24 protein-coding genes, 2 tRNA genes and 1 pseudogene are annotated in these 23682 nt (G+C 34.8%); 6 read left to right on the forward strand and 21 right to left on the reverse strand.

Annotated features, from left to right (window positions below):
- Positions 1–148, forward strand: a pseudogene (locus BO51_RS01330) (IS110 family transposase); the annotation flags it as partial.
- Between the two features lie 305 nt (positions 149–453).
- Here the strand turns inward: BO51_RS01330 and BO51_RS01335 are convergent.
- The 3 genes from BO51_RS01335 to BO51_RS01345 form a co-directional block, all read right to left on the reverse strand.
- Positions 454–1155: an FAD-dependent oxidoreductase gene (locus BO51_RS01335; RefSeq protein WP_496483221.1), complete on the reverse strand. Its 702-nt coding sequence runs from the start codon at positions 1153–1155 to the stop codon at positions 454–456.
- A 61-nt stretch (positions 1156–1216) separates the two neighbouring features.
- On the reverse strand, positions 1217–1561 hold the full coding sequence (locus BO51_RS01340; RefSeq protein WP_496483223.1) for a tRNA-binding protein: 345 nt from the start codon (positions 1559–1561) through the stop codon (positions 1217–1219).
- Between the two features lies 1 nt (position 1562).
- On the reverse strand, positions 1563–2069 hold the full coding sequence (locus BO51_RS01345; protein WP_496483225.1) for a dihydrofolate reductase: 507 nt from the start codon (positions 2067–2069) through the stop codon (positions 1563–1565).
- Between the two features lie 201 nt (positions 2070–2270).
- Here BO51_RS01345 and BO51_RS01350 point away from each other — a divergent pair, with 201 nt between their 5' ends.
- Positions 2271–2855 (forward strand): GerMN domain-containing protein, encoded by a 585-nt coding sequence (locus BO51_RS01350; RefSeq protein WP_496483227.1) that lies wholly within the window; start codon positions 2271–2273, stop codon positions 2853–2855.
- Between the two features lie 121 nt (positions 2856–2976).
- Here the strand turns inward: BO51_RS01350 and BO51_RS01355 are convergent, their stop codons facing one another.
- The 7 genes from BO51_RS01355 to BO51_RS01385 all read right to left on the reverse strand — a co-directional run bounded on the left by BO51_RS01355 (position 2977) and on the right by BO51_RS01385 (position 10396).
- Positions 2977–3726 carry a VOC family protein gene (locus BO51_RS01355; RefSeq protein ID WP_496483229.1) on the reverse strand — a complete coding sequence of 250 codons (750 nt, stop codon included), beginning with the start codon at positions 3724–3726 and terminating at the stop codon, positions 2977–2979.
- A 57-nt stretch (positions 3727–3783) separates the two neighbouring features.
- The gene (gene thrB, locus BO51_RS01360) at positions 3784–4638 is read right to left on the reverse strand and encodes a homoserine kinase (RefSeq protein ID WP_496483231.1); all 855 of its coding nucleotides are present in this window, start codon (positions 4636–4638) and stop codon (positions 3784–3786) included.
- Positions 4639–4647: 9 nt separating this feature from the next.
- On the reverse strand, positions 4648–6096 hold the full coding sequence (gene thrC / locus BO51_RS01365) for a threonine synthase (RefSeq protein ID WP_496483233.1): 1449 nt from the start codon (positions 6094–6096) through the stop codon (positions 4648–4650).
- A gap of 10 nt (positions 6097–6106) precedes the next feature.
- Complete coding sequence (locus BO51_RS01370) at positions 6107–7303, reverse strand: homoserine dehydrogenase (protein ID WP_496483235.1); 1197 nt, start codon at positions 7301–7303, stop codon at positions 6107–6109.
- On the reverse strand, positions 7300–8283 hold the full coding sequence (locus tag BO51_RS01375; RefSeq protein WP_496483237.1) for an aspartate-semialdehyde dehydrogenase: 984 nt from the start codon (positions 8281–8283) through the stop codon (positions 7300–7302). Before BO51_RS01375 ends, BO51_RS01370 begins: the two co-directional genes overlap by 4 nt.
- A 13-nt stretch (positions 8284–8296) precedes the next feature.
- A complete protein-coding gene (locus BO51_RS01380) occupies positions 8297–9610 on the reverse strand; it encodes an aspartate kinase (RefSeq protein ID WP_496483379.1) in 1314 nt (437 codons plus the stop codon).
- A 285-nt stretch (positions 9611–9895) separates the two neighbouring features.
- The gene (locus BO51_RS01385) at positions 9896–10396 is read right to left on the reverse strand and encodes a type 1 glutamine amidotransferase domain-containing protein (RefSeq protein ID WP_496483239.1); all 501 of its coding nucleotides are present in this window, start codon (positions 10394–10396) and stop codon (positions 9896–9898) included.
- A gap of 112 nt (positions 10397–10508) precedes the next feature.
- On the opposite strand from BO51_RS01385, the gene BO51_RS01390 reads away from it, so the two are divergent.
- The 4 genes from BO51_RS01390 (at position 10509) to BO51_RS01405 (ending at position 14207) form a co-directional block, all read left to right on the forward strand.
- Positions 10509–10595 (forward strand) — tRNA-Leu (locus tag BO51_RS01390).
- A 22-nt stretch (positions 10596–10617) separates the two neighbouring features.
- The gene (locus BO51_RS01395) at positions 10618–11106 is read left to right on the forward strand and encodes a pyridoxamine 5'-phosphate oxidase family protein (RefSeq protein ID WP_496483241.1); all 489 of its coding nucleotides are present in this window, start codon (positions 10618–10620) and stop codon (positions 11104–11106) included.
- A 62-nt stretch (positions 11107–11168) separates the two neighbouring features.
- Positions 11169–11245: transfer RNA gene (locus BO51_RS01400), tRNA-Pro, on the forward strand.
- 133 nt (positions 11246–11378) lie between these two features.
- Entirely contained in the window at positions 11379–14207 is a 2829-nt protein-coding gene (locus tag BO51_RS01405) for a phosphodiester glycosidase family protein (protein WP_496483243.1), read from the forward strand.
- A 25-nt stretch (positions 14208–14232) separates the two neighbouring features.
- On the opposite strand, the gene BO51_RS01410 is transcribed toward BO51_RS01405, so the two are convergent.
- The 11 genes from BO51_RS01410 to BO51_RS01460 all read right to left on the reverse strand — a co-directional run bounded on the left by BO51_RS01410 (position 14233) and on the right by BO51_RS01460 (position 23679).
- Positions 14233–15258, reverse strand: a complete 1026-nt coding sequence (locus BO51_RS01410; protein WP_496483245.1) for a rod shape-determining protein — start codon at positions 15256–15258, stop codon at positions 14233–14235.
- A 19-nt stretch (positions 15259–15277) separates the two neighbouring features.
- The gene (gene murA / locus BO51_RS01415) at positions 15278–16534 is read right to left on the reverse strand and encodes a UDP-N-acetylglucosamine 1-carboxyvinyltransferase (RefSeq protein WP_496483247.1); all 1257 of its coding nucleotides are present in this window, start codon (positions 16532–16534) and stop codon (positions 15278–15280) included.
- Positions 16535–16614: 80 nt separating this feature from the next.
- Positions 16615–17724 (reverse strand): non-hydrolyzing UDP-N-acetylglucosamine 2-epimerase, encoded by a 1110-nt coding sequence (gene wecB, locus BO51_RS01420; protein ID WP_496483249.1) that lies wholly within the window; start codon positions 17722–17724, stop codon positions 16615–16617.
- On the reverse strand, positions 17721–18767 hold the full coding sequence (locus BO51_RS01425; RefSeq protein WP_496483251.1) for a glycosyltransferase family 4 protein: 1047 nt from the start codon (positions 18765–18767) through the stop codon (positions 17721–17723). Before BO51_RS01425 ends, wecB begins: the two co-directional genes overlap by 4 nt.
- Before the next feature lie 21 nt (positions 18768–18788).
- On the reverse strand, positions 18789–19418 hold the full coding sequence (gene upp / locus BO51_RS01430; RefSeq protein WP_496483253.1) for a uracil phosphoribosyltransferase: 630 nt from the start codon (positions 19416–19418) through the stop codon (positions 18789–18791).
- A 31-nt stretch (positions 19419–19449) separates the two neighbouring features.
- Positions 19450–19896: a ribose 5-phosphate isomerase B gene (rpiB, locus tag BO51_RS01435; protein ID WP_496483254.1), complete on the reverse strand. Its 447-nt coding sequence runs from the start codon at positions 19894–19896 to the stop codon at positions 19450–19452.
- Positions 19893–20345: a low molecular weight protein arginine phosphatase gene (locus BO51_RS01440; protein WP_496483256.1), complete on the reverse strand. Its 453-nt coding sequence runs from the start codon at positions 20343–20345 to the stop codon at positions 19893–19895. The genes rpiB and BO51_RS01440 overlap by 4 nt, the downstream gene beginning before the upstream one ends.
- Before the next feature lie 16 nt (positions 20346–20361).
- Complete coding sequence (locus BO51_RS01445) at positions 20362–21402, reverse strand: L-threonylcarbamoyladenylate synthase (RefSeq protein ID WP_496483258.1); 1041 nt, start codon at positions 21400–21402, stop codon at positions 20362–20364.
- Between the two features lie 43 nt (positions 21403–21445).
- Entirely contained in the window at positions 21446–22516 is a 1071-nt protein-coding gene (gene prfA, locus BO51_RS01450) for a peptide chain release factor 1 (protein WP_496483260.1), read from the reverse strand.
- 92 nt (positions 22517–22608) lie between these two features.
- Positions 22609–23145: a chromate transporter gene (locus BO51_RS01455; protein ID WP_496483262.1), complete on the reverse strand. Its 537-nt coding sequence runs from the start codon at positions 23143–23145 to the stop codon at positions 22609–22611.
- 12 nt (positions 23146–23157) lie between these two features.
- Complete coding sequence (locus tag BO51_RS01460) at positions 23158–23679, reverse strand: chromate transporter (RefSeq protein WP_496483264.1); 522 nt, start codon at positions 23677–23679, stop codon at positions 23158–23160.
- Between the last annotated feature and the right edge of the window lie 3 nt (positions 23680–23682).

Genomic DNA, 23682 nt, shown 5'->3' on the forward strand with positions numbered 1-23682 from the left:
AAACAAGCCCAAAAAGGTTGCATTAGGTGCTGTAATGAGAAAATTAGTAAATATTATATTCGCCGTCATGAGAGACAAAAAGCCTTTTGAGCTAAGAACCCCAGAAGAGCATGAGGAACTACTTCTTACTAGGTCTTCAGTAGCCTAATGATCTGTATTTAATGTTTAGTTTTCAAAGAACAATTTTAAATAACAGCTTCGTTTTTTAAACCAATAATCATTGGTTTATTAGGTGTGCATTTTTTTATTATTAATTTTTCAAAAAATATTTAATATTATTTTGCTAAAATCTATTGACTTTAATTAGCTGGTCTTTTTTAATTGTTATATTTTTGTAATTAATTCATTTAGTTAATGCTTACTGATATTATTATGTTTAATACCCAATTGTTTTGTATAAAAACATTTTATAGTAATTCTTTACAAATAAAAAGAACCCACAGAATGTGGATTCTAATATCCTTGAAATGAGTCTGTTTTTATGTTTTGTTTGTCAATTCCCATGTTTATCAACTTCTCAGTAAACATATTATTCATTCCAGGTGAACCTGAGATGTAATAATTCCCGTTGTTATTATATTGCTTTGCAAACTCCTCTATTTCTTTATTGAATTGATCTCTATTTGAGATTAGCAAAACTTCTACTCCTTCAATATTTTCTCCAATTTGAAGCAATTCTTTCTCATAAGCAAACTCATTTCTATCATCAGAGTAAAGTAGTCTTATGTGTTTTACTTCTTTCTTATTTAATTCTATGTCTTTTAAAAACGCTCTCATTGGGGTAACTCCTATTCCACCAGCTATAAGTACAGTAGGTTTTTTTAAGTCTTCCAATATAAATTTCCCCATAGGTTTGTCTATGAGCATTACATCCCCTGGTATGAGCTTTAGTAAATTTTTCTTAAAATTAGTGCAAGTATCTACAATTCTCGTTGAAAACATAAATTCATCTTCTTCTTTAACAGAAGCTATACTAAATATTCTATGCTCTTTTTCATCTTCAGCTAGTGGGATTTTTAATTCTTTAAATTTAAAAACTGTGTGTTGCCCAGCAGTCCAAACATAATCATTTGGTTTTTCAAATACAAATGAGTATATATCACTAGTTTCTTTTACAATTCTCTTAAGCACAATTTCCTTATTTAAACTATCCATATCATATCGCCCCTTTCGTTTTCCATATATGTATACCCATAATTTGTTAATTTCATCTAGCTTATCCTAAAATATCGCCATTTTTTACTCTCTTATCTGGTACAACAAGAACAACTCCTCCTTCAGAGTAAGTCCCTAACACTAAAACTTCAGATTTAAAGCCAGCGATGTTCTTCTCTGGGAAATTTACTACTGCAAGTATTTGTTTGCCAATTAAATCTTTCTCAGTATAATGGGATGTAATTTGTGCACTTGATTTCTTAATTCCAATTCCTTCGCCGAAATCTATCGTAAGTTTATATGCTGCCTTCTTGGCTTTGTCAAAATTTTCAGCATCTATTATTTCACCAACTCTAATGTCCAATTTTTGAAAATCATCAAAAGTTATGGTTTCTTTTATGTTCATATTACCACCTTATCCTTTCATAATCGACATATCTATAATATATTTTATTTTCTTCAAATACCTCAGATTCATTGACAATTTTCCAGTCAGGATCTAAATCTAGATTGGGTATAAATGCATCGGCGTCTGGAAAATCCATAAATACTTTTGTTATATATGCTTTATTTGAAAAAAGCAACAATTGCCTTGCAATTGTACCTCCGCCAGCGACAAAAACTTCTTTTTCCTTATTCGGGTTAATCTCTTTGAGTAAAGGAAATAAATCTTCAAGTGAATTTAAGACAATGAATCCATCTTTGTGAAATTCTGTGCTTCTTGTAACGACAATGTTTATTCTGTTTTCAAGAGGTTTTTTTTCAGGTAATGCTTCTACAGTTTTTCTGCCCATAATAACTATATGTCCTTCTGTTATTCTTCTGAATCGATGCAAATCCTCTTCTATAGCAACCAACATTTTGCCATTTGCACCTATCCTCCAATTTCCATCTACTGCAAATATCAAATTCATGTTTTATCACTCCTTGGTTGTTTTCTTCTATATAATAATATTTTCCCCATTGTTGATATAAACCAGCCAATCATAAGCAATCAGTGTATTATATTCATTATACTATATTCGTTGCCTGCATTGTAACACAATCGTAAATTGATTGTTTATTGTAAAGGTGATATGATTTAGACAAGTATAAGGGAAAGAAAGGAGATAATTATGAAAAAGTTTTTAGTAGTGAGCTTATCTGTGCTGTTAATTTTTTCATTAGCTGCATGCTCAAATAACAATGATGAAGTGAATGAACCCGATAATCCAATAGATGAAACACCTATTGAAAATCCTGATAATGGCAATGAACCAGAGCCAGTAGAAAACTATACAAAAGAAGTTACTCTGTATTTTGCTAACAACGATTATGTTGAAACAGGAAATGAAGAATACGATTGGCTAATAGAAGAAAAAAGAGAGATCAATTACGAAGGGACAACTTTGGAAGAAGCTATTGTGCGCGAACTTATGAAAGGTCCAGTAGACACTGAAAATATGAGCACAGGTTTTCCTAGTACTGTGAAATTAATAGATGTAACAGTAGATAAAGACAAGACTTGTTATGTTAATTTTGCCCAAGACGGTCTATATGGAGGCAGCATGGAAGAGAGTTATATAATAGCACAAGTAGTTAATTCATTGGTCGGTATAGATAGCGTTGATAGAGTCCAATTTTTAATAGACGGTAAACCTGCTGAAACTTTAATGGGTCATATCAGCATTGAAGAACCATTTGAATCATTTGAACAATAATATAAGACATAGCCTAGGCTATGTCTTATATTATTAACAAGACTTTGTTCCCAGCAGGGTCTTTTGTGAATATCCCTTCTGGTTTCTTTTCAACTAAATAATCATTTGCTTTGAGCTTATTTTATAAATCTGAGAGTTTTTCTTCCGTGGAGACTTTTATAGTGTAATAGTCCAGTCCAATCGCATTCTCAGGTGGGGCTGGAATCCCTCTGCCATTCCAAATATTAAATCCAATGTGATGATGATACCTCCCCTGTGAATAGAAATACGCCGAATTCGGTAACTCCAGAGTCTTCTCAAAGCCTAGAAGTTCGTAAAATTTAGCATTTTTATTAAGGTCATCTACATGTAGATGCATATGCCCTAATACAGTCTCTTCGGGCATCTTATCCCATATATTTCCATCAGCTAAACTCATCAGTCCCCTGTAGTCTAGTGGATCAGTTACCATCCTAAGCTTTCCATCAACAAACCAGTTTTTCTCATCAGTATCAGCATAAATCTCTATTCCATTGCCTTCACTATCTTCGAAATAAAAAGCTTCACTCACTCCATGATTAGCTCCACCAACAATTTCTACATCCTTGTCTTTAACATGGTTTATGAACTTTCCCAAATCTAGTCTTGAAGGCAATTTAATTGCATAGTGATACAATCCTGTTGTGTGCGGCGGCTTTGCTATTGGGTTTATGGGTCTCTCTAAAATTATAAGTGGATTTTTTAAATCTGCTGATAACGTATACTCTTTACCTGAATCAATTACTGTAAGTCCAAGTACTTCTGTATAAAACTTAACACTCCTATCCAAGTCCATTACTTTGAGTTTCAGATTTGCTGGATAACTCAATGGGTATTCGTGATATTTTGACATATTGACCACCTTCTATATATTGGTGACAATAATATACCCCGTATATGTATATTTAAACTAATTTATTATTTTTGCGCCTTCAGTTTCTATTCTATGTTCAAAAGTTTTCCAGTTTCCCGATTTTTTCCCCAACCAACTGTCTAATTTTTGTTTAAACTCGTTGTCGTCTTTATTAACAATGCACATTATAGTTGGCCCGGCTCCGCTTAAAAACACAGCTAATGCTCCCAATTCATATGCAATATCAAATATCTCATATGAATTTTCTATCAAATTCATTCTATATGGCTGGTGAATTTTATCTTCCGTAGCGTATTTAAGCATATCAAGATTGCCATTTATTAGAGATGATATCAATAGTGCAGTCCTTTGAATATTAAATACAGCCGTATCTAAGGTTAACTCTCTTGGTATAACCTCTCTAGATGATTTAGTCGACAATTCGAACTCTGGTACGAGTGCAACCAATTTGACCAGTTCTTTTGGAATTATCTTGTTGGTTAACACTTTACTGTTTTTAACTGCGCTTATAGTAATTCCCCCATATAGTGCGGCAGACACATTGTCAGGATGACCTTCAATTGAATTTGCGAGATTGAGTACATCTTCGCCACTTAGTGGGAAATCTAAGATTTTATTTGCACCTAATACCCCTGCCACTATACAACTTGCAGAAGAGCCAAGCCCTCTGCTAATCGGAATATTGCTATCTGTTTCTATCCTTGTGTCAATTATCTCTACCCCTAAATGTTCAAATACTGCATAATATGATCTATAGATTAAATTGTCTCCTCTAAACCCTTTTGGCGCATCTGTGAATGTAAATGTATTATACATGTCTATTGCCAGAGCTAGACAGTCAAATCCCGCGCCTAGATTGGCGCTAGTTGCAGGAACTTTTATTTTAAACATCTAAACCACCTACTTTATAGTGTTTAATAGTTTTTCTTTCATCTTGCCTTTTTCGACAACTATTTCTCTTGTCTTGTCTTGCTTAAAAAGATTCAATATCTGCGTTGGAATTTCAGTGCCTGACAAAATTGAAAGTTTATTTACACTATCTAATTCATCAGTTGTGCTTATATTAAACGCTTTCAATATTTCTTTAGGAAATTTATAAGGACTTGCAGTTGATACGATAACAGTGTGAGTGGGATCCTTGGTTTCAGTTAAATACTTTTGGTATACCCCATATGCTACCGCTGTGTGCGGGTCAATTATATAGTTGTATTTGTCAAATACAAATTTAATGCTCCTTTCCACTTCTTCTTGTTTCATATAATCAGCATAAAATAAATCTGTGCCAATATCTATATTGTAATAGCCTTGTTCTTTCAATTCCTTCATCTTGTTTTTAACCAATTCATCATCTTTTGTTAAATCAAACAACAGCCTCTCCAAATTGCTTGAAACTAAGATGTCCATAGATGGCGATGAGGTTCTTATAAGGTTTCTATTGGAATTATAACTCTTGGTTTTAAAGAAATATGTAAGTACATTGTTTTCATTTGAAGCAACTATAAGCTTATTGATTGGCACTCCAAGTTTATACGCATAATACGCTGCTAAAATATTGCCAAAGTTTCCAGTTGGAACGCAAAAATTTATACAGTCTCCAAGAGATATTCTCCCCATTTTAAGTGCTTCTAAGTAAGTATAAACATAATATACTACCTGCGGCAGGAGTCTAGCTATATTTATTGAATTTGCAGAAGTAAGCTTTAATTCTCTTTTTTCAAGTTCTTTGAGAAATTCGGTGTCGGAAAATAAATCCTTTACCTCGTTCTGAGCATCATCAAAATTCCCTAATAACCTAAAGACATAAGTGTTGTTTCCTTCTTGCGTGATCATTTGCCTTTCTTGAATAAAGCTCACGCCATCATTTGGGAAAAAAACAGCAACTTTAAATCTATCTAGATTTTTAAATCCTTCCAATGCAGCTTTGCCTGTATCTCCAGATGTAGCCGTCAAAATGAGAAAATTCTCTTTTATGTTCTCTTTTACAATAGATAACTGCAATAGTTGGGGAAGTAAAGACAATGCAATGTCTTTAAACGAAAGAGAACCCCCATGGTAAAGCTCTAAAAAACTTACATCCCCGAAATCTTTTAATCGAACAACCCCATCTTTGAATTTTTCATCGTAAGCTCTACTGACAGCTTCATCTAACCCATATTTTAAATCATCAAAAAAGCAACTTAATATGTGTTTGCACAGTTCATTATATGGCATACCTATAAATGAAACTATATTGTCTAATGGCTTGAACTCTTTAGGAACGAAAAGTCCACCATCTTTGGCTATGCCTTGAATTATGGCTTTCGCTGAATTTACTGTATTGTTTTTATCTCTTGTACTTATATAATCCATTTTGTTCACCTTACTCATCAATTTTAATTATGGAATAATCTTCTTTTCCTATCTCGCTTAAATTATCCATGATATCAAGAATACCAATTTCATTTGTGATAATGACAAATGGGTTTTCCTCAGAAATGCCCTCTTTGATATAATCTCCGGGGATATCAATCATCTTATTGCTAATTCTGATGTAAAAGCTTCCCTTTAAGCCCGATATGCCATTTTGAAAACCTCTGGCTCTCAATGGACTTGAATAATCCTCATTTGAAATTGCTTCTATTAAATCCGATAGTACTGAATTTGCAGTTTCATACATTCCTGCCCCTTCTCCAATAAAGCTTAGTTCTCCAACCTTATCTCCCGTAAAGCTTACAATATTTTTCCTATAATCTATATTGTAGAACAAGTTTTTTGCACTTATTGCAGTAGGCAGCACACTTACTTCGTATCTGCCATTTAGAACATTTGCAGATGCAATTAACTTTACTTTTAAGCCCTTTTGTTTAAGTGTCTCTATATCATAGGAAGATACATTGCCTATGCCATTTACTAAAATATCATCTTCTATTATACTCGTTCCAAATCCTAAAGTAGAGAGTATTCTAATCTTTCTCATTGAATCAATTCCGTCAATGTCATCGCTGGGATTTTGTTCGGCATAGCCTAGATCTTGAGCTTTCGTTAATGCCTCATAGAAGCTTATGTTTTTTTCATATATATTTGTGAGTATATAGTTTGTCGTCCCATTTAAAATTGCACGAATATTTACTATTTCATTTAGTTTTATTTGTTCTTTCATTTCTCGAATTATTGGAATTGCCCCACCCACACTGGCTTCATAAAGAAATTTTAAGTCTTTCTGTTCAAATAAAGTCGATAGCTCTTCGTAGTATGCACTTACTAAAGCTTTATTCGAAGTTATGAAATGTTTATTGTATTGGAGAGCTTTTTTAGCATATCTATAGGCATCTTCAGCACTTGGGGTAACCTCTATAATGATGCCAATTTCTTCGTCTAAAAATATGTCATCTTCATTAATAGTCAAAAGATTGGGATTTACTTTTACTTTCCTATCCTTGTTCGTATTTTTTACTAAGATCTTCTTAATATTAATCTCTTCCTGCAAAATCAATTCCAAATAATCTTTTCTTTCCTCAAATGTGCTGTAAACTCCAGCACCTACAGTTCCAAATCCTAAAAGTCCTATATTAATCATGAAAGCACTCCTTCCTTTATGAGAAGTTCTCCAATCTGTACTGCGTTTGTTGCCGCACCTTTTCTTATGTTATCAGCAACCACCCATAAATTCAAGCCATTTTCCACACTGTAATCTCTTCTAATCCTGCCCACAAAAACTTCATCTCTGCCCTGAGCATGTATTGGCATGGGGTATTTATTGTTCTTCGCATCATCAACTACTATTATTCCGTTAAATTGGCTTAATGTCTCTCTTACGTCATCTAAGTCAAATCCTGTTTTCAATTCAACATTGATGGATATGCTGTGCCCAAATCTAACTGGAACCCTAACCGTAGTTGCTGTTATTTTCAAGTTTTCATCGTGAAGTATTTTCTTCGTTTCATTTATCATCTTCATCTCTTCCTTAGTGTAACCGTCATCTAAAAATGCATCAATATGCGGAATTACGTTGTTCTTAATTGGATAAGGGTAAAAATCATTTCTACCAGTGTCTAAGTCGTTTAATCCCCTTTGTCCAGAACCTGAAACAGCTTGATAAGTTGAGTATATTATCCTCTCTATCCCATATTTGTCATATAATGGCTTAAGTGCTACTACGCTTTGAATAGTGGAACAATTCGGATTAGCTATGAGGGTTTTATTAATATTTACATCTTCTGGGTTTACCTCGGGGACTACTAGTCCGACATCTTCTCTCATTCTAAAACTCGAACTATTGTCGATGCATATTACACCTCTTTTTGTCAATTGAGGTATGTATTTTTCACTGACAGCACCACCTGCAGCAAAAAACACCATGTCTAAACTATCTTCAAATATTCCTTCATTCAGCTCCTCAATCTTAGTTGTCTTATCATTGAAATATATCTCTTTATCTTTAGATTTTCTTGAAGCGTACAGTCGCAACTCATCCATATGAAAATTTCTTTCTTCCAAAATACTTATAATATTTCTTCCAACAAGCCCCGATGCTCCTACTATGCCTACGTTTAACATGACAAAGTCCTCCTTATTCGTAGAATGCTCTATAAATCGATTTAATTGCCGTCTCAAAATCACTGTTTTCAATGCCTATGATGATATTTAATTCACTCGAACCTTGTGATATCATTCTTATATTTACACCATTATCAGACAGTGCAGAAAACACTCGTGCCGAAATCCCCTTGGTTCTAATCATTCCTCTTCCAACCACAGCAACTAATGCCATATTTGAAGATGAGATTATATTGTCTGGGTTTAAATAAATACGTATTTCTTCTTTTATTTTTGAAAGTTTTCCGTTTAATTCTTCATCTGAAACTATTACAGATATGGAGTCTATTCCAGATGGCATATGCTCAATTGTTATGTCGTTTGTCTCGAATACAGATACTAGCTTTCTTAAAAAGCTCTTATCGCTATTCATCAATGTTTTCTCAACAGTAATTACTGTGAAATCTTTTCTCCCAGCAATGCCTGTGATTAAATTATCCCTGCTGGATCCCCATGTTTCTGGCACTATTAAAGTGCCTTTGTCTTCTGGTTTGTTTGTATTTTTAATATGAATAGGTATTCCCTTTTTCTTTACTGGGAATATTGCCTCCTCATGCAGCACTTTAGCACCCATATAGGATAATTCCCTAAGCTCTTTGTATGTTATTAAATCAATTTCTCTTGGATTATCCACTATTTTGGGATCTGCCACTAAAAATCCTGATACATCTGTCCAATTTTCATAAAGTTTAGCATCCAAAGCATTTGCAACTATTGCTCCGGTAATATCCGAGCCACCTCTAGAAAATGTTCTGATCTCAGATCTAAACGAGCCATAGAATCCAGGTATTATGTACTTAATATCTTCATCAAGCTTAATGTGCTTTAACAGTTCTCTATTTGTATTTAATTCATCAATTTCATTAGTCTCATTAAATAAAATGACATCGCAAGCATCTATGAACTCGTATCCCAAATATTTTGCAAGCAGCATTCCATTGAGGTATTCACCTCTGCTTGCGCAATAATCTCTGCTTGCGTTATTCTCGATATTAACCTTTATATCAGTTAATATGCTTTCAAGATCTAAATCGATGAAGAGTTTATCTCTTATTTCAAAAAATCTTTCAGCTATCATCTGAAAGATGTCATCGAATTTAAGTCCATGTGAGGAAAGTTGATAACACATATACAATAAATCTGTGATTTTATGGTCTTTATCATCTCTTTTACCCGGTGCAGATGGCACTATGACTTTCATGTTTGGATTATTATATGCAATTTCTTTTACTCTCTCAAATTGAGTGGAAGTGGCTAATGAGCTACCCCCAAATTTTGAAATGACAATGTCGTTCATTTTATCCACCCCTCACATTAAAATTGCGCTCATCCTAAAAAGGACAAGCGCACACTCGTATCCACCTAAATACAAAAAACACTATAACGTTTAGTTTACGCTCAAACTTACTTAAGTTCAGAATGAGAACTCGGGAAGCGGTATTTCAGTTAGCTTATACTACGAAAGTCTTTCAGCCGGTGAACTTTCTTCTCTTTTAGTCATTGTCTAACTTACTTTCAACCCTCATCGTTTTTAATTATTTTATAGTGTTAAAGAAAGTATGTCAAGAATTTTTTAAATCTTCTTTATAAATTCTTTAATAAATGCTGGAAGGTCGTTAGGATTTCTAGAAGTTATTAAATTTCCATCAACAACAACCTCTTTATCTACCCATTTAGCGCCTGCATTTACTAAATCATCTTTAATGCTATAGAAAGATGTTACTTCTCTTCCCTTTAAGTCACAGCATGACGCTAACATCCATGGCCCATGGCATATAGCAGCAATGGGCTTGTTAAGTTCATTGAATTTCTTTACCAAACCCTTTGTGTTTTCATTTCTCCTCATGAAATCAGGTGAAAATCCACCTGGGATAACTAATCCCGCATATTCTTCCGGATTTATTTCATCTGAAGCATGAGTGCTTTTGATCTTAAATCCTGATTTGCTCTCGTATACTTTATCTTTTTCGCTTCCAACTAGACTAACCTCAAAATCTTCTCTAAGCCTATGGTAAGGGAATATTAATTCCTGTTCGTCAAACATGTTTTCTACTAAAATTGCTACTTTCTTCATTTAAATCCCTCCTGTTAATTTGATCATTTATTATCTACCCTAAACAATTTTCTTCTAATCTTTAAATTTATGTTGAATGTTTATTTTGCTTTATATATAATTATAGTTAGTTGCAGGTATGGCGGAATTGGCAGACGCGCTAGATTCAGGTTCTAGTGAAGGCGACTTCATGCAGGTTCGACTCCTGTTACCTGCACCAAATTTATTTTTTGGAGATAAATATGTTCAGAGAAATGAGAAGAAATAAACAATCACTAAATGAAGACGACATAGAAAATGTCCTAAATAGATGCACAAACGGAATACTCGCATGTATTGGTGATGATGAATACCCTTATGCGGTTCCATTAAGTTATGTATATCACAATAAAAAAATATACTTTCATTCAGCAAAAAGTGGCCACAAGGTCGATGCAATCATGAAAAATCCTAAAGTCTCATTCGCAATAGTAGATGAAGATAGGATTGTAAGCGCTGAATACACAACTTATTTTAGAAGTGTGATAGCATTTGGAAAAGCTAGAATTGTCGATGGCGATGAACATTTAGACGCCTTTAGGGCGCTTGTCGAAAAATATTCTAGTGATCAGAGTTTTGAAGATAAAGAGAAAGAAATAAGCAATTGTAAAAATGCTCTTATTGTAGCTATAGACATTGAACATATGACTGGAAAAGAAGCTATTGAATTAGTGAGAGAAAAAAATAAATAATTTTAAAAAAACTATTGCATTTTATTTTATTGTATTATATAATATAAAAGTCGGTAAGATGTCGGGGTGTAGCGCAGTTTGGTAGCGCACGTGGTTTGGGACCATGGGGCCGGGGGTTCGAATCCTCTCACCCCGACCATTATTTTAATTATAAATCGCAGTCAAATGACTGCGATTTTTTTGTTTGTAATCAAGTTGTAACATAATTGTAACTCTTTAATAATATATTTACCATATAATATATACAGCATGTTAACAGAAAGGAGTAAGATATGAAAAAGAGAATCATTAGTTTTGCTTTATTATTAGTTATCATTTTGGCGGCAATGCCATTACCTTCAATAGCTGCAAGCGCTACATTGCCCACTACAATTTACGAGAGAGTGGAAGAAACCCCTCTTTCATCAGGTGCTACTCATCAAAAGATTCAAAGATTTACTACATCTGGTTGGATGCAAATAAACGTCATCAAAATAAATCTAACAGATGAGTACACTCAAGTTAAAGGAATGTATAATCCTGAAGGCTTAAGCCTAAGAGATACAGTATCTAACATGGTTGACAAGACTGGGGCTATTGCCGGAATAAACGGTGATTATTTCAATTATAATCCTGTCCCAAACTCTTTAGGTACTCTTATAAATGACAGTGTTATGATATCATCACCTATAAGAAGCCCATACAGCCTTCCAACTTTCTATATGGATTATAATAACAACGCTTTCATTGATTATATCGACCAAACAATGTCTGCTAAAAATTTACGGACTGGGAAAACTATAAATATAAGCACTTACAATAAAGTTTCAACTGATCAAACAGTTGTGACATTGTTAGACAGAAATTGGGGACCAAAATCTTTAGGAGGTACATATAATAAAGAGTTAGTTGAAGTTTTAGTATTAAATGGTATTGTATCGGAAAAAAGAGTAGGGGGAGAACCCTTTAATATACCAAAAGAAGATAACTCATATGTTTTAGCAGTAAAAAATCACTTGTTAAACGATCTAGAAGTTGGAGATGAAATAGAATTAAGCATAGTGACTAAGCCTGATATCTTTAATATAAAAACTGCATTGGGAGCAGGCAGTATAGTATTAAAAGATGGCGTTGTCACATCGACAAACATCCAAAGTACAGGAGTCCACCCAAGAACTGGAATAGGCATTAATAAAGACAACAATGTCGTTTACCTTGTGACAGTTGACGGAAGGCATAGCTCTTTTAAAGGAATTGAGCAGCCCATGTTAGGAGCAATCCTTAAAGATTTAGGTGCGTATAATGGGGTTAACTTAGACGGTGGTGGGTCCACTACTATGGCACTTAAGCCAAAGGGAACTTCAAAGCCTTATTTGGTGAATATACCAAGTGAAGGCAGCCAAAGGCTAGTTGTCAATGGTCTGGGTGTATATTCGGATGCTCCGATTGGCGAGTTGGCATATATACAAATTATTCCTAAATCTTCAAAGATGTTTGCCGGTGGTGAAGTAAGTTTTACTGTAAAAGGTTTTGACCAGTATTACAACCCAATTGACATTGATAAGTCACAGCTTGTCTGGTCCACTTCAACTGCTGATTCTTACGTCGAAAATTTAGTATTTAGAGCAAACAGCAAGGGTTTAGTCAATATTACTTGTGATTATAACGGAATTAAAGGCACAGCAGATGTCGAAGTCTTAGGTGAAATAAAAGAGATCATACCATCTGTTGAAAAATTCAACATTTCTCCAGGTAATTCAAAATCACTTGGATCATTTGTTGGAAAAGATGATCAAGGAAAAACAGGAGCTTTAAGCCTTTCAAATTTAAGTTTTGAAGTGATAGGCGGCATTGGAGAGGTAAAAGACGGAGTGTTTTATGCTTCAAATACAAATGGCTCTGGTGCTATAGTTGTAAAAAGTCAAAATGCGGTTGCAAGCATATTAGTTTCTGTTGGCTCAACTCCTAATATTGTAAATTCTTTTGAAAAAGAAACAAATATAAAATTCGCTGGCTATCCCAACGATGTGACAGGAAGTGTGTCTTTATCAGGACAAGCTAAAGATGGCAGCAAGAGCATAGCTTTAAAATACGACATGTCAAAAGGCACAGGAACTAGAGTTGCATATCTAAATTTTACACATACTAAAAATGGGTACCCGTTAAGTGGAAATCCACCCAAGATAGGCATTTGGGTAAAAGGAGACAATTCAAACACTTGGCTGAGAGGTACAATAATAGACAAAGCTGGCAAATCATATGTGATAGACTTTGCTAAATCAATTGATTTTAGCGATTGGAAATACTTAGAGGCAAGTATTCCAAGTGGAGTAAGTTATCCAATAAATTTGCAAAGAATTTATGTAGCTGAAACAAATTCAGCAAATAAACCTTCAGGAACCATTCTAATTGATGCACTGACATCCTATACGCAATCTCCTTATATGACTAATGGGTATCCTAATTCGACAATAGTTTCTGACCCATTAGAAAAGAAAGTAGATGCAACCAGCGGCAGCAAGAAAATCTCAGTATATACAGAGCCAAAGATATCAGGAAACACGCTCATGGCAAAGATAATAGACACAAGTAGATTGAAGGGGCTAAAAAATTCACTTTCAACATCAAATATTGGTATAAGAATGGGGACAATGAGTTCAGGCTTTAAAAATGGCATTAATCACAGTGCTATCATAGATGGAACAAAATCCTATGGAAGTTCTAAAAATGGCGATGTTTACTTCATCACATTGAGATCTACAAAAGAAGGAATAAGAGCATTTGACAGCAGTCAATGGACAAAATTGATGAAAGATCTAAACGATAGGGCAGAGAATAATATAATAATCACACTCCCTGCTGTTTATACAAGTTTTACTGATAAGTTGGAATCAGAACTCTTACATGAGAAATTAAGTGAAGCAGCAAATAAAACAGGTAAAAGGATATTTCTCGTTCAAGTTGGAAACACTAGCAAAGCTGAATTAAAAGATGGAGTGAGGTATATAACTATCAATGATTCAAGTATATCAACTCCTGAAGGTTTAAAAAATTACTCATATGTGGATTTTGTATTTAACGGCTCTACAATTAATTACCAATTAGTTTTCCCATTTAAATAAGAGATGCTTAGAGCATCTCTTATTTTTATCTGTATCTGCTACTGTCATTTTGTTGTAAACTTTTATCCAACAAATTCAATGACTCTAAAGACTTCCCTGTGCCAATAGCTACACATTCTATTGGATTGTCTGCAATTCTAGTCTTAATTCCAGTTTCCTCTTCAATGAGCTTATCTAGCCCATAAAGTAAAGCTCCACCTCCAGTTAAATAAATGCCAAAACTGCTTATGTCAGCTGCTAATTCTGGTGGAGTCCTCTCAAGCACATAGTGGACAGCATCAACTATTTCTCTAACTGGCTCGTTCAAAGCTTCTAGCATATCATTTGATGAAATATTAATTGTCAGAGGAAGTCCATTTAATAAATTCCTACCCTTGACTTCTGCAAACTTCTCCTTCTCATATGGATAAGCACAACCTATTTCTTTTTTTAAATTCTCGGCAGTCATATCTCCAATCATCATATTGTATTTCTTTCTGATATACTTAACAATTGCTTCATCGCATTCGTCTCCCGCTATCTTTATAGATTTGCTTTCAACAATGCCCCCAAGAGAGATTACTGCTACATCTGTAGTTCCTCCCCCAATATCTACTATCATATTTCCACTGGGTTGAGTTATGTCAAGTCCTGCTCCAATAGCCGCTGCAACAGGCTCCTCTATTAAATAAGTCTTGCTAGCGCCTGCTTCAGCGCTCGCTTCCATGACTGCCCTTTTTTCAACTTCTGTTACACCACTTGGAACGCATATGATTATTCTAGGCTTTAAAATCATCTTCCCAATAGCTTTTTCAATGAAAAACTTAAGCATTCTCTGTGTTATGTCATAATCAGATATAACTCCATCTTTAAGCGGCCTGATAGCTACGATATTCCCGGGAGTCCTGCCAATCATTCTCCTAGCTTCTTCGCCAACTGCTAAAAACTTATTAGTATACTGGTCAATAGCAACTACGGAAGGTTCTCTCAACACTATGCCCTTTCCCTTAATATATACTAAAATGGAAGCAGTACCTAAATCGATGCCAACGTCAGCTCTTAGTGCGCTCATCAATATCATCTCCATTCATTCAAAATTCTTGTCTGTAAATATTTGCTCCTAGCTTTCTAAACTTTTCTTCAATTCTATCATAACCTCTGTCAATATGATATATTTCATCAATTATAGTCTTGCCTTCTGCTACTATTCCTGCCAATACCAATGCTGCCCCGGCTCTTAAATCAGTAGCTTTTACCTCTGCTCCAAAAAGTTTGTCTTTTCCTTCTATAGTGGCAGCTCTTTCAATTACTGTTATGTCTGCTCCCATTTTCTTTAGTTCTTCTACATGCATAAACCTGTTTTCAAATACTGTTTCAATCACTGTGCTTGTTCCCTCTAAAACTGTCATAAGCGCCATGAATTGAGCCTGCATATCCGTTGGAAACCCAGGATAAGGCATAGTTTTTATATCGATAGCTTTCAAATGATCGTTTCCTATTACTCTAATAGAGTCAACATCTTCTTCCACAGTGCATCCACATTCTCTCAATTTCGCAGATACCGGTTTCATATGGCTTGTGATGACATTTTCTATTATTACATCTCCTTTGCTTATTGCTGCCCCTAACATTAAAGTACCCGCTTCAATCCTATCAGGAATGATTGAATGCCTTGCACCACCTAGATGTTGTACTCCTCTGATTTTTATTGTTGAAGTACCTGCTCCTCTTATGTCTGCACCTAATTTATTTAAAAAATTAGATAGATCGACGATTTCAGGCTCCATTGCGGCATTGTCTATGATAGTTTCTCCTTGTGCCATAGTCGCAGCCATCATTATGTTTTCAGTTGCCCCAACCGATGGGAAATCGAGGTAAACCATGTCTCCAATCAGTTTTTCAGTATGCGCAAATACATTATCCTCATTTTGAACTACTTCAGCGCCTAAAGCTCTAAAACCCTTTAAATGCAAGTCAATTGGTCTTGCTCCTATAGCACAGCCTCCAGGAAGAGAGTTTTTGGTTTTACCCAGTCGAGTTAGTAGTGGCCCCATGACCAAAAACGAAGCCCTCATCTTGTTCATGAGCTCGTATTTTGTTTCGAAGTTATTTAAATTCTTCGAATTTATCTTTATTGTATTTGTATCTAAATAGACAACTTCACTCCCTAAAGACTTTAGTACTTCACACATTATTTCAACATCTTTTAAATTTGGTACATCTTCCAATACAATATCTTCAGTTCCCAACAATGAAGCTGCTAAAATAGGAAGTGCAGCATTCTTTGCACCACTTACTCTTACTTTTCCATGCAATGGCGGGCTTTTCTCAACAACAATTTTCTCCAAGCAAATCTCCTCCAAATATATATAAATCGTTATTTTCAAATTTGTAATTATGTATATTATATCACTTATCAATTGTCGCTCTATTTAGATAATTTATCCAATAATATGTCGACAATTCTCTCACTAGCTTTTCCATCTCCATATGGGTTTACAGCTTTTGCCATCTTTGTGTATTCTTCATCATCGGTCAGTAGTTTCTTTAAATTTACAAATACATTTTCCTCTTCTGTCCCCACAAGTTTCGCCGTACCAGCGATTATGCCTTCAGGCCTTTCTGTTTCATCTCTTATTACAAGTACTGGTTTCCCAAGTGCTGGAGCTTCCTCTTGAAGTCCTCCTGAATCTGTAACGACAATAAAACTCCTTGCCATTAAATTTGTAAAAGGCTCATATTCTAATGGTTCTATTAGATATATGTCGTCATCCTCTCTAAAAACTCTGTTGGCAATTTCTCTTACCTTTGGATTTAAATGCACTGGAAATACAACAACAGCACCTTCCACTTCGTCTACTGCTCTCTTAATGCCTTTAAATATGTTCTCCATCTTTTCTCCGATGTTCTCTCTTCTATGACTAGTTAATAGTATCACTTTCTTATTATCAAAATCAATTTGGCTTAATACTTCATCTTTAAATTCATAGTTTTCTTTAACGGTGTACTTTAGTGCATCGATAACTGTATTCCCTGTTATGAATATGTTCTTTTCGTCATAGCCTTCTCTCAATAAATTATCTCTATTTGAAGCCGTCGGTGCAAAATGAAAATTAGTAAGCACTCCAGTCAATTTTCTATTTGCTTCCTCAGGATAAGGTGAATAAAGATTGTGGCTTCTTAATCCCGCCTCTACATGTCCAATTTTAATCTTTTGATAAAATGCTGCTAACGCTCCTGCAAAAACTGTAGTTGTATCTCCTTGTATGAGCATTATGTCAGGTGATTCTTTTTTTACAACATCTTCCAATCCCTTTAAAGCATTTATTGTTATATCTGTGAGAGTTTGGCCTGCTTTAAATATATTAAGGTCATAGTCCGGTTCAATGCCAAATAAATTAATTACCTGATCTAGCATTTGTCTGTGTTGTGCAGTCACACAAATGACTTGGTCTACTTTTCTTCTCTCCAATTCTTTAATGATGGGCGCCATTTTTATAGCTTCTGGTCTTGTCCCAAACACCGTCATCACTTTCATTTGTCTTCCTCCTTTTTATCTGTACCTGTTGAAAATAAGCCTATCCTAGATGCTAATAGGACAGCGCATATTAATACACCAGCAGCTACAAAAAGAGCAACTTTCGAATTGATTCTAGAGACCAATATTGCGAAGAAGCTAAATATTGCCGAAATCAAATAGAGAATCAAAACTGTTTTTTTATGAGAATATCCATGTTCCAATAGTCTATGGTGAAGATGCTTTTTATCTGCTTCCATTATGGACTGCCCATTTATCAATCTTCTCAAAATCGCAAAAGTTGTATCAAAAATAGGGAGTCCCAACACAATTATTGGAACGACAAATGATATTGTGGCCACACTCTTCATTACACCCTCAATAGATATAATAGAAAGCATAAACCCTAAAAACAATGCACCAGTATCTCCCATGAATATCTTCGCCGGGTTGAAATTATATGGCAAAAACCCTAGAGTTGCACCAGCAATAAGACTTGCTAAAGTAGCTGTGCCAAAATGACCATAAAGCGCTGCGACAACTATGAAAGAAAGACTTGATATAAACGAAACTCCAGCTGCAAGTCCATCTAATCCATCAATCAAATTCAACGTATTTGTAATCCCAACGATCCAAAAAAACGTCAGTGGAATGCTCAACCACCCTAGATATAATATACTGCCACTAGCTGAAAAAGGATTTGTCAAAAATTCTATTCTCACACCGAATTTTATCACTATTGAAGCTGCAATTATCTGGTACAATAGCTTTTCTTTAGCGGTAGTCCCTCTTAAGTCGTCTTTGATTCCAGCTAAAAACATGACTGAAGCGCCTACTATAATAGCTTTCATCTCTATCGACAGTGGAACAAACAGTATTATTCCTACTGTGACAGCGATGTATAAAGATACCCCTCCCATCAACGGCATCGGTTTCTTGTGCATTCTTCGGTTGTCTTTAGGAATATCTAAAGCTCCTATTTTAGGTGCAACTTTAATCATAACTGGAGTTAACAAAAGTGAAATTATAAATGCAGTAAAGAAAGCTATTATCGCTATGTTCATTTTCTTTTCTCCTAATAAAACTTATTTTGTTCCAAAAAGCCTATCCCCAGCATCACCTAGACCTGGTACAATATATGCGTGCTCATTCAATCTCTCATCAATAGCTGCTAAATATATATCTACATCTGGTGCGGCTTTTTGAACTACTTCTATTCCTTCAGGAGCAGCTATCAAGCAAACTAATTTTATACTTGTTGCGCCGCTGTTTTTCAAAATTTCAATTGCTGCAGATGCAGAACCTCCTGTCGCAAGCATTGGATCTAATAATATCAAATCTCTTTCACTTACATCTTGAGGTAGTTTACAATAGTATTCAACCGGTTTTAATGTTTCCGGGTCCCTGTATACTCCTATATGGCCTACTTTAGCTGCTGGTATTAAATCAAGCATGCCATCTACCATTCCTAGCCCAGCTCTTAGTATCGGTACCAATCCTACCTTTTTGCCAGAAATGACTGGCGACATCATCTTTGTGATAGGTGTTTCTATCTCTATGTTTTCAAGCGGAAAATCTCTAGTAACTTCATAAGCCATGAGTGTTGATATTTCTTTGACCAGTTCTCTAAATTCCTTGGATCCTGTATTTTTATCTCTAATTATTGTTATCTTGTGTTTTATCAATGGATGATCTAATAAAATTACTCTTGACATAACATTCTCCTTTCAAAATTTACTTAAAGTATTATAACATAGATTCTTCTATTTCACTAATCTTTTCTATCCTTCTCAAATGCCTGCCCCCTTGAAAAGTGGAATTTAAATAAGCATTCAAGATTTCCTTTGCCAAGTCTACCCCCAAAACTCTACCACCTAATGCTATCATGTTTGCGTTATTGTGTTCCATGCTCATCCTTGCAGAATATGTGTCTGAACAAAGGGCACATCTTATCCCCTTAACTTTATTTGCGGCAATTGAAATGCCTATACCAGTGCCACATATTACAACTCCTCTTTCAACTTCTTTGTTTACAACTGCCTCAGCTACTATTTTTCCATAGTCAGGGTAGTCAACTTTTGTCAAGTCATTTGTCCCATAATCTACAACTTCAATCCCCTGTTCAAGCATGTATTTTTTTAATTCTTCTTTCAATTCATATCCACCATGATCTGATCCTATACCTATTTTCATTCTCTCTCCTCCTGTAATTTCTCAATAAATTTATCAATATGATATTCTAGTTCTTCCATAGTTCTCTTATAGCCCGATAGGGATTCTCCAAATGGATCTTTTATGTCTCTTTCTTTGCCAGTTGCAACTTCGCTCAATAGTTTAATCTTATTAGAAAACATAGGGTAGTTTACAGACAACTGATTTTTTTGAGACTTTGTCATAACTAAAACTAAATCAGCCCAAGCTAAATCATCTGCGCTTATTTTCTTAGCTCTGTGTTTTGATATGTCTGCTATCCCTTTCATGGCAAGCAATGCATTTTTGCTTGGCAAGTCATTGTCTATTGCGTATATTCCTCTTGATTTTACCTCAATGTTTTTATTGAGTCTCTTCGCCTTGCTCTTTAAAATGCCTTCTGCCATAGGGCTGCGACATGTATTTCCTGTACAAACAAATAATACATTCATATTTATCCTCCAAATTTTAAGCTATATTCCCCCCGCTTGATTTTCTCAATCTGTTCATTATAGCAAGACCTATGCCTTCCTCTTTCACTCCTTCACATAATATCACATCTACGCCTAAATTATCTATCTGCCTTATATATTTAAATAAATTGTGAGCTATTGTCTCTAAATCCTTTATTGTACCTAAGCTCAATATGATATCTGCATTGTATTTATCTAAATTTTCATCTACGGTAAGAATGCCCACTTTTTTATTTTCCTTAGTAAGTTTATCATACATTTCATTTACTCTTTGTGTCATGTCATTACTATATAAAAATAAAACAAGCTGAGCTTTTGGCGCGTAATGCCTGTACTTTTGCCCAGGCGCTCTTGGTTTTACAATATCTTTTCCTTCTTTCAACGCTGGATCAAGTTCAACTTCTTTGAAATATCTTTCTAAATCATCAATAGTTATCCCACCAGGTCTTAGTATCATAGCTTTATCATTTGATAAGTCTACAACTGTCGACTCTAATCCTACTCTAGCATCTCCTCCGTCGATTATCAATGGAATTTTCCCATACATGTCTTCATATACATCTTTAGCACATGTAGGACTTGGCTTTCCAGATGTATTTGCAGATGGTGCTGCTATTGGCATGCCTAGTTTTTCAATGAGCTTTAGAGCTATTTTATTGTCTGGCATTCTTATAGCTACTGTGTCTAAGCCAGCTGTTATGACATCAGGAACATTAGGCTTTCTTTTAAATATTATTGTAAGTGGTCCTGGCCAAAACGCATCCATTAGCTTTTTTGCGTCTGGCGAAATATTTTCCGCAATTTCCTCAACCATTTCTACAGAACATACATGAAGTATTAAAGGGTTGTCTTGAGGTCTGTTTTTAGCTTTGAAAATCTTCTCCACGGCGTCTTTATTAAGACCAGCGGCGCCTAGTCCATATACTGTCTCGGTTGGAAAAGCTACTAAGTCATTGTTTCTCAACACTTCAACCGCTTCGTCTATCAGATCTTCCTCTGGATTTTGAGGATCGATTTTTATAATTTTTGTTTCCATAATAGTCCTCCATTTTTACATAAAAAAAAGGGGAAGTCCCCTTTTAGCTGATGTTTTTCAATCTTTCTGCTTGATCTGTGGTAATAAGAGCATCTATCATCTCGTCAAGATCACCATCAATAAAGTTGTTCAACTTGTATAGGGTTAAATTTATCCTGTGATCTGTAACTCTGCCTTGAGGGAAATTGTATGTCCTGATCCTTTCAGATCTATCTCCTGTGCCAACTTGCCCTCTTTTCATCTGAGCCATTTCTTCATTTTGCTCTCTAAGCTTCATTTCATAGAGCCTAGATTTTAATATTTTCAATGCCTTTTCTTTGTTTTTTAATTGGCTTTTTTCATCTTGACAAGATATCACTATACCTGTTGGTATGTGCGTAACCCTTACTGCTGAATCTGTTGTATTTACAGATTGCCCACCATTACCAGACGATCTAAACACATCAATCCTCAAATCTGATTGATTTATTTCTATATCTATGTCTTCTGCTTCTGGAAGCACTGCGACAGTCGCAGTAGATGTGTGTATTCTGCCGCTTGATTCTGTCTCTGGCACTCTTTGAACTCTGTGAACTCCAGATTCATATTTCAATCTTGAATATGCGCCTTTACCACTGATCATAAATATTACTTCTTTAAAACCGCCTATGCCTATTTCATTTGAGCTCATAAGCTCTACTTTCCAGTTGTTTCTTTCGGCATATCTCACATACATTCTGAATAAGTCGCCAGCAAATAGTGCAGCTTCGTCTCCTCCCGCACCTGCTCTAATTTCAACAATTACATTTTTATGATCATTTGGATCTTTTGGCAGAAGAAGTATCTTTAGTTCTTCTTCTAAAGACTCAACTTTGCTCTCTAATTCTTTTATCTCTTCCTTTAAAAAGTCTCGAGTCTCCTCATCGATCTTTTCATAGAGCATTTCTTTTGCCGTTTCTAAATCTTCTTTTGTTTTTCTGTATTCTTCATATTTATTAACAACTGGCTCTAAATCAGCCTGTTCTTTCATAACTCTTTGCCATTCTTCTCTATCTTCATTTATGAGATTAGGATCCATAGCTTTTTTATTTAATTCTCTATACTTAGACTCTAAAAAATCTAGCTTTTCTAACAATTTACATCCCTCTTATCTTAACAAAAATTATACACACAATTATCCATGATAATATTATATTTTAAATTTTACTTTTTTTCAATATTAAAGGTTTACTTAATTTTAAAACAGTTCATGACTACAGAAATCGTCCCGCCAGCTATGATTATTATTACAGGACTTATATCTAAAAACCCTACTAACACAGCTACTATTACAGCTATGACTATTCTTTTGCTTAAATTGTCTCCTTTTCTTAGCATTCCAATAACACTAGATAAAATAAGTGCTGCAACGGCAGGTCTTATTCCAGAAAAAATCTGATCCACAATGGATAAATTCTTAAAATCATTGAAAAATATTGCTATGATTAGAATGATCAAAAAAGAAGGCAATACAGTTCCCAAAAGGCAACTTAAAGCACCTATTAATCCTTTTATTTTGTATCCTATGAATATGCTTGTATTTACCGCTACAGGGCCGGGAGAAGCTTGGGCTAAAGCAAGCATATCAGTGAATTCTTCATCGTCGATTAATTTTTTATTTTCTACAATCTCTCTCTCCATGATAGGTATCATTGCATACCCTCCGCCAAAAGTAAAAGCTCCTATTTTAAAGAAAGTGATGAATAAATTTAATATTATTTTCAAGTCTTTTCCTCCTTAGTAGAGAATTATCCCGAGTAGTCCAGCAATTAATATGCACAAAATAGGATTGATTTTTTTTATATACACTAATATGAAAACCAATATGGAAATGAAGACTGCTTTAATATCAGCAATCGTATTGTTAAATACGCTTATGAAAGCAGCCAATATCAGTCCTGCTACTAAAGGCCTTATCCCTTGAAAAATCCATTCTACAACTTTATTGTTTTCAAATTTTGAAAGCACATAAAATATAAGGCTTATGACTATAAAAGAAGGCAGCACAACTCCCATTGTGGAAACTAAAGAACCCAAAACTCCTGCGATTTTATAGCCAATAAATGTTGCAGAATTTATAGCTATAGGCCCTGGAGTCATTTCAGATATAGCTAGTATATCTATATATTCTTTCGCACTCAGCCAATTATGCTCATATATCACTACATCCTCAATAAAGGGAAGCATAGCATATCCTCCCCCAAAGCTAAATGCGCCAATCTTAAAAAAAGATATAAATAAATCCAACAATATAGGCATAAC

The organism is Soehngenia saccharolytica DSM 12858, assembly GCF_059568515.1.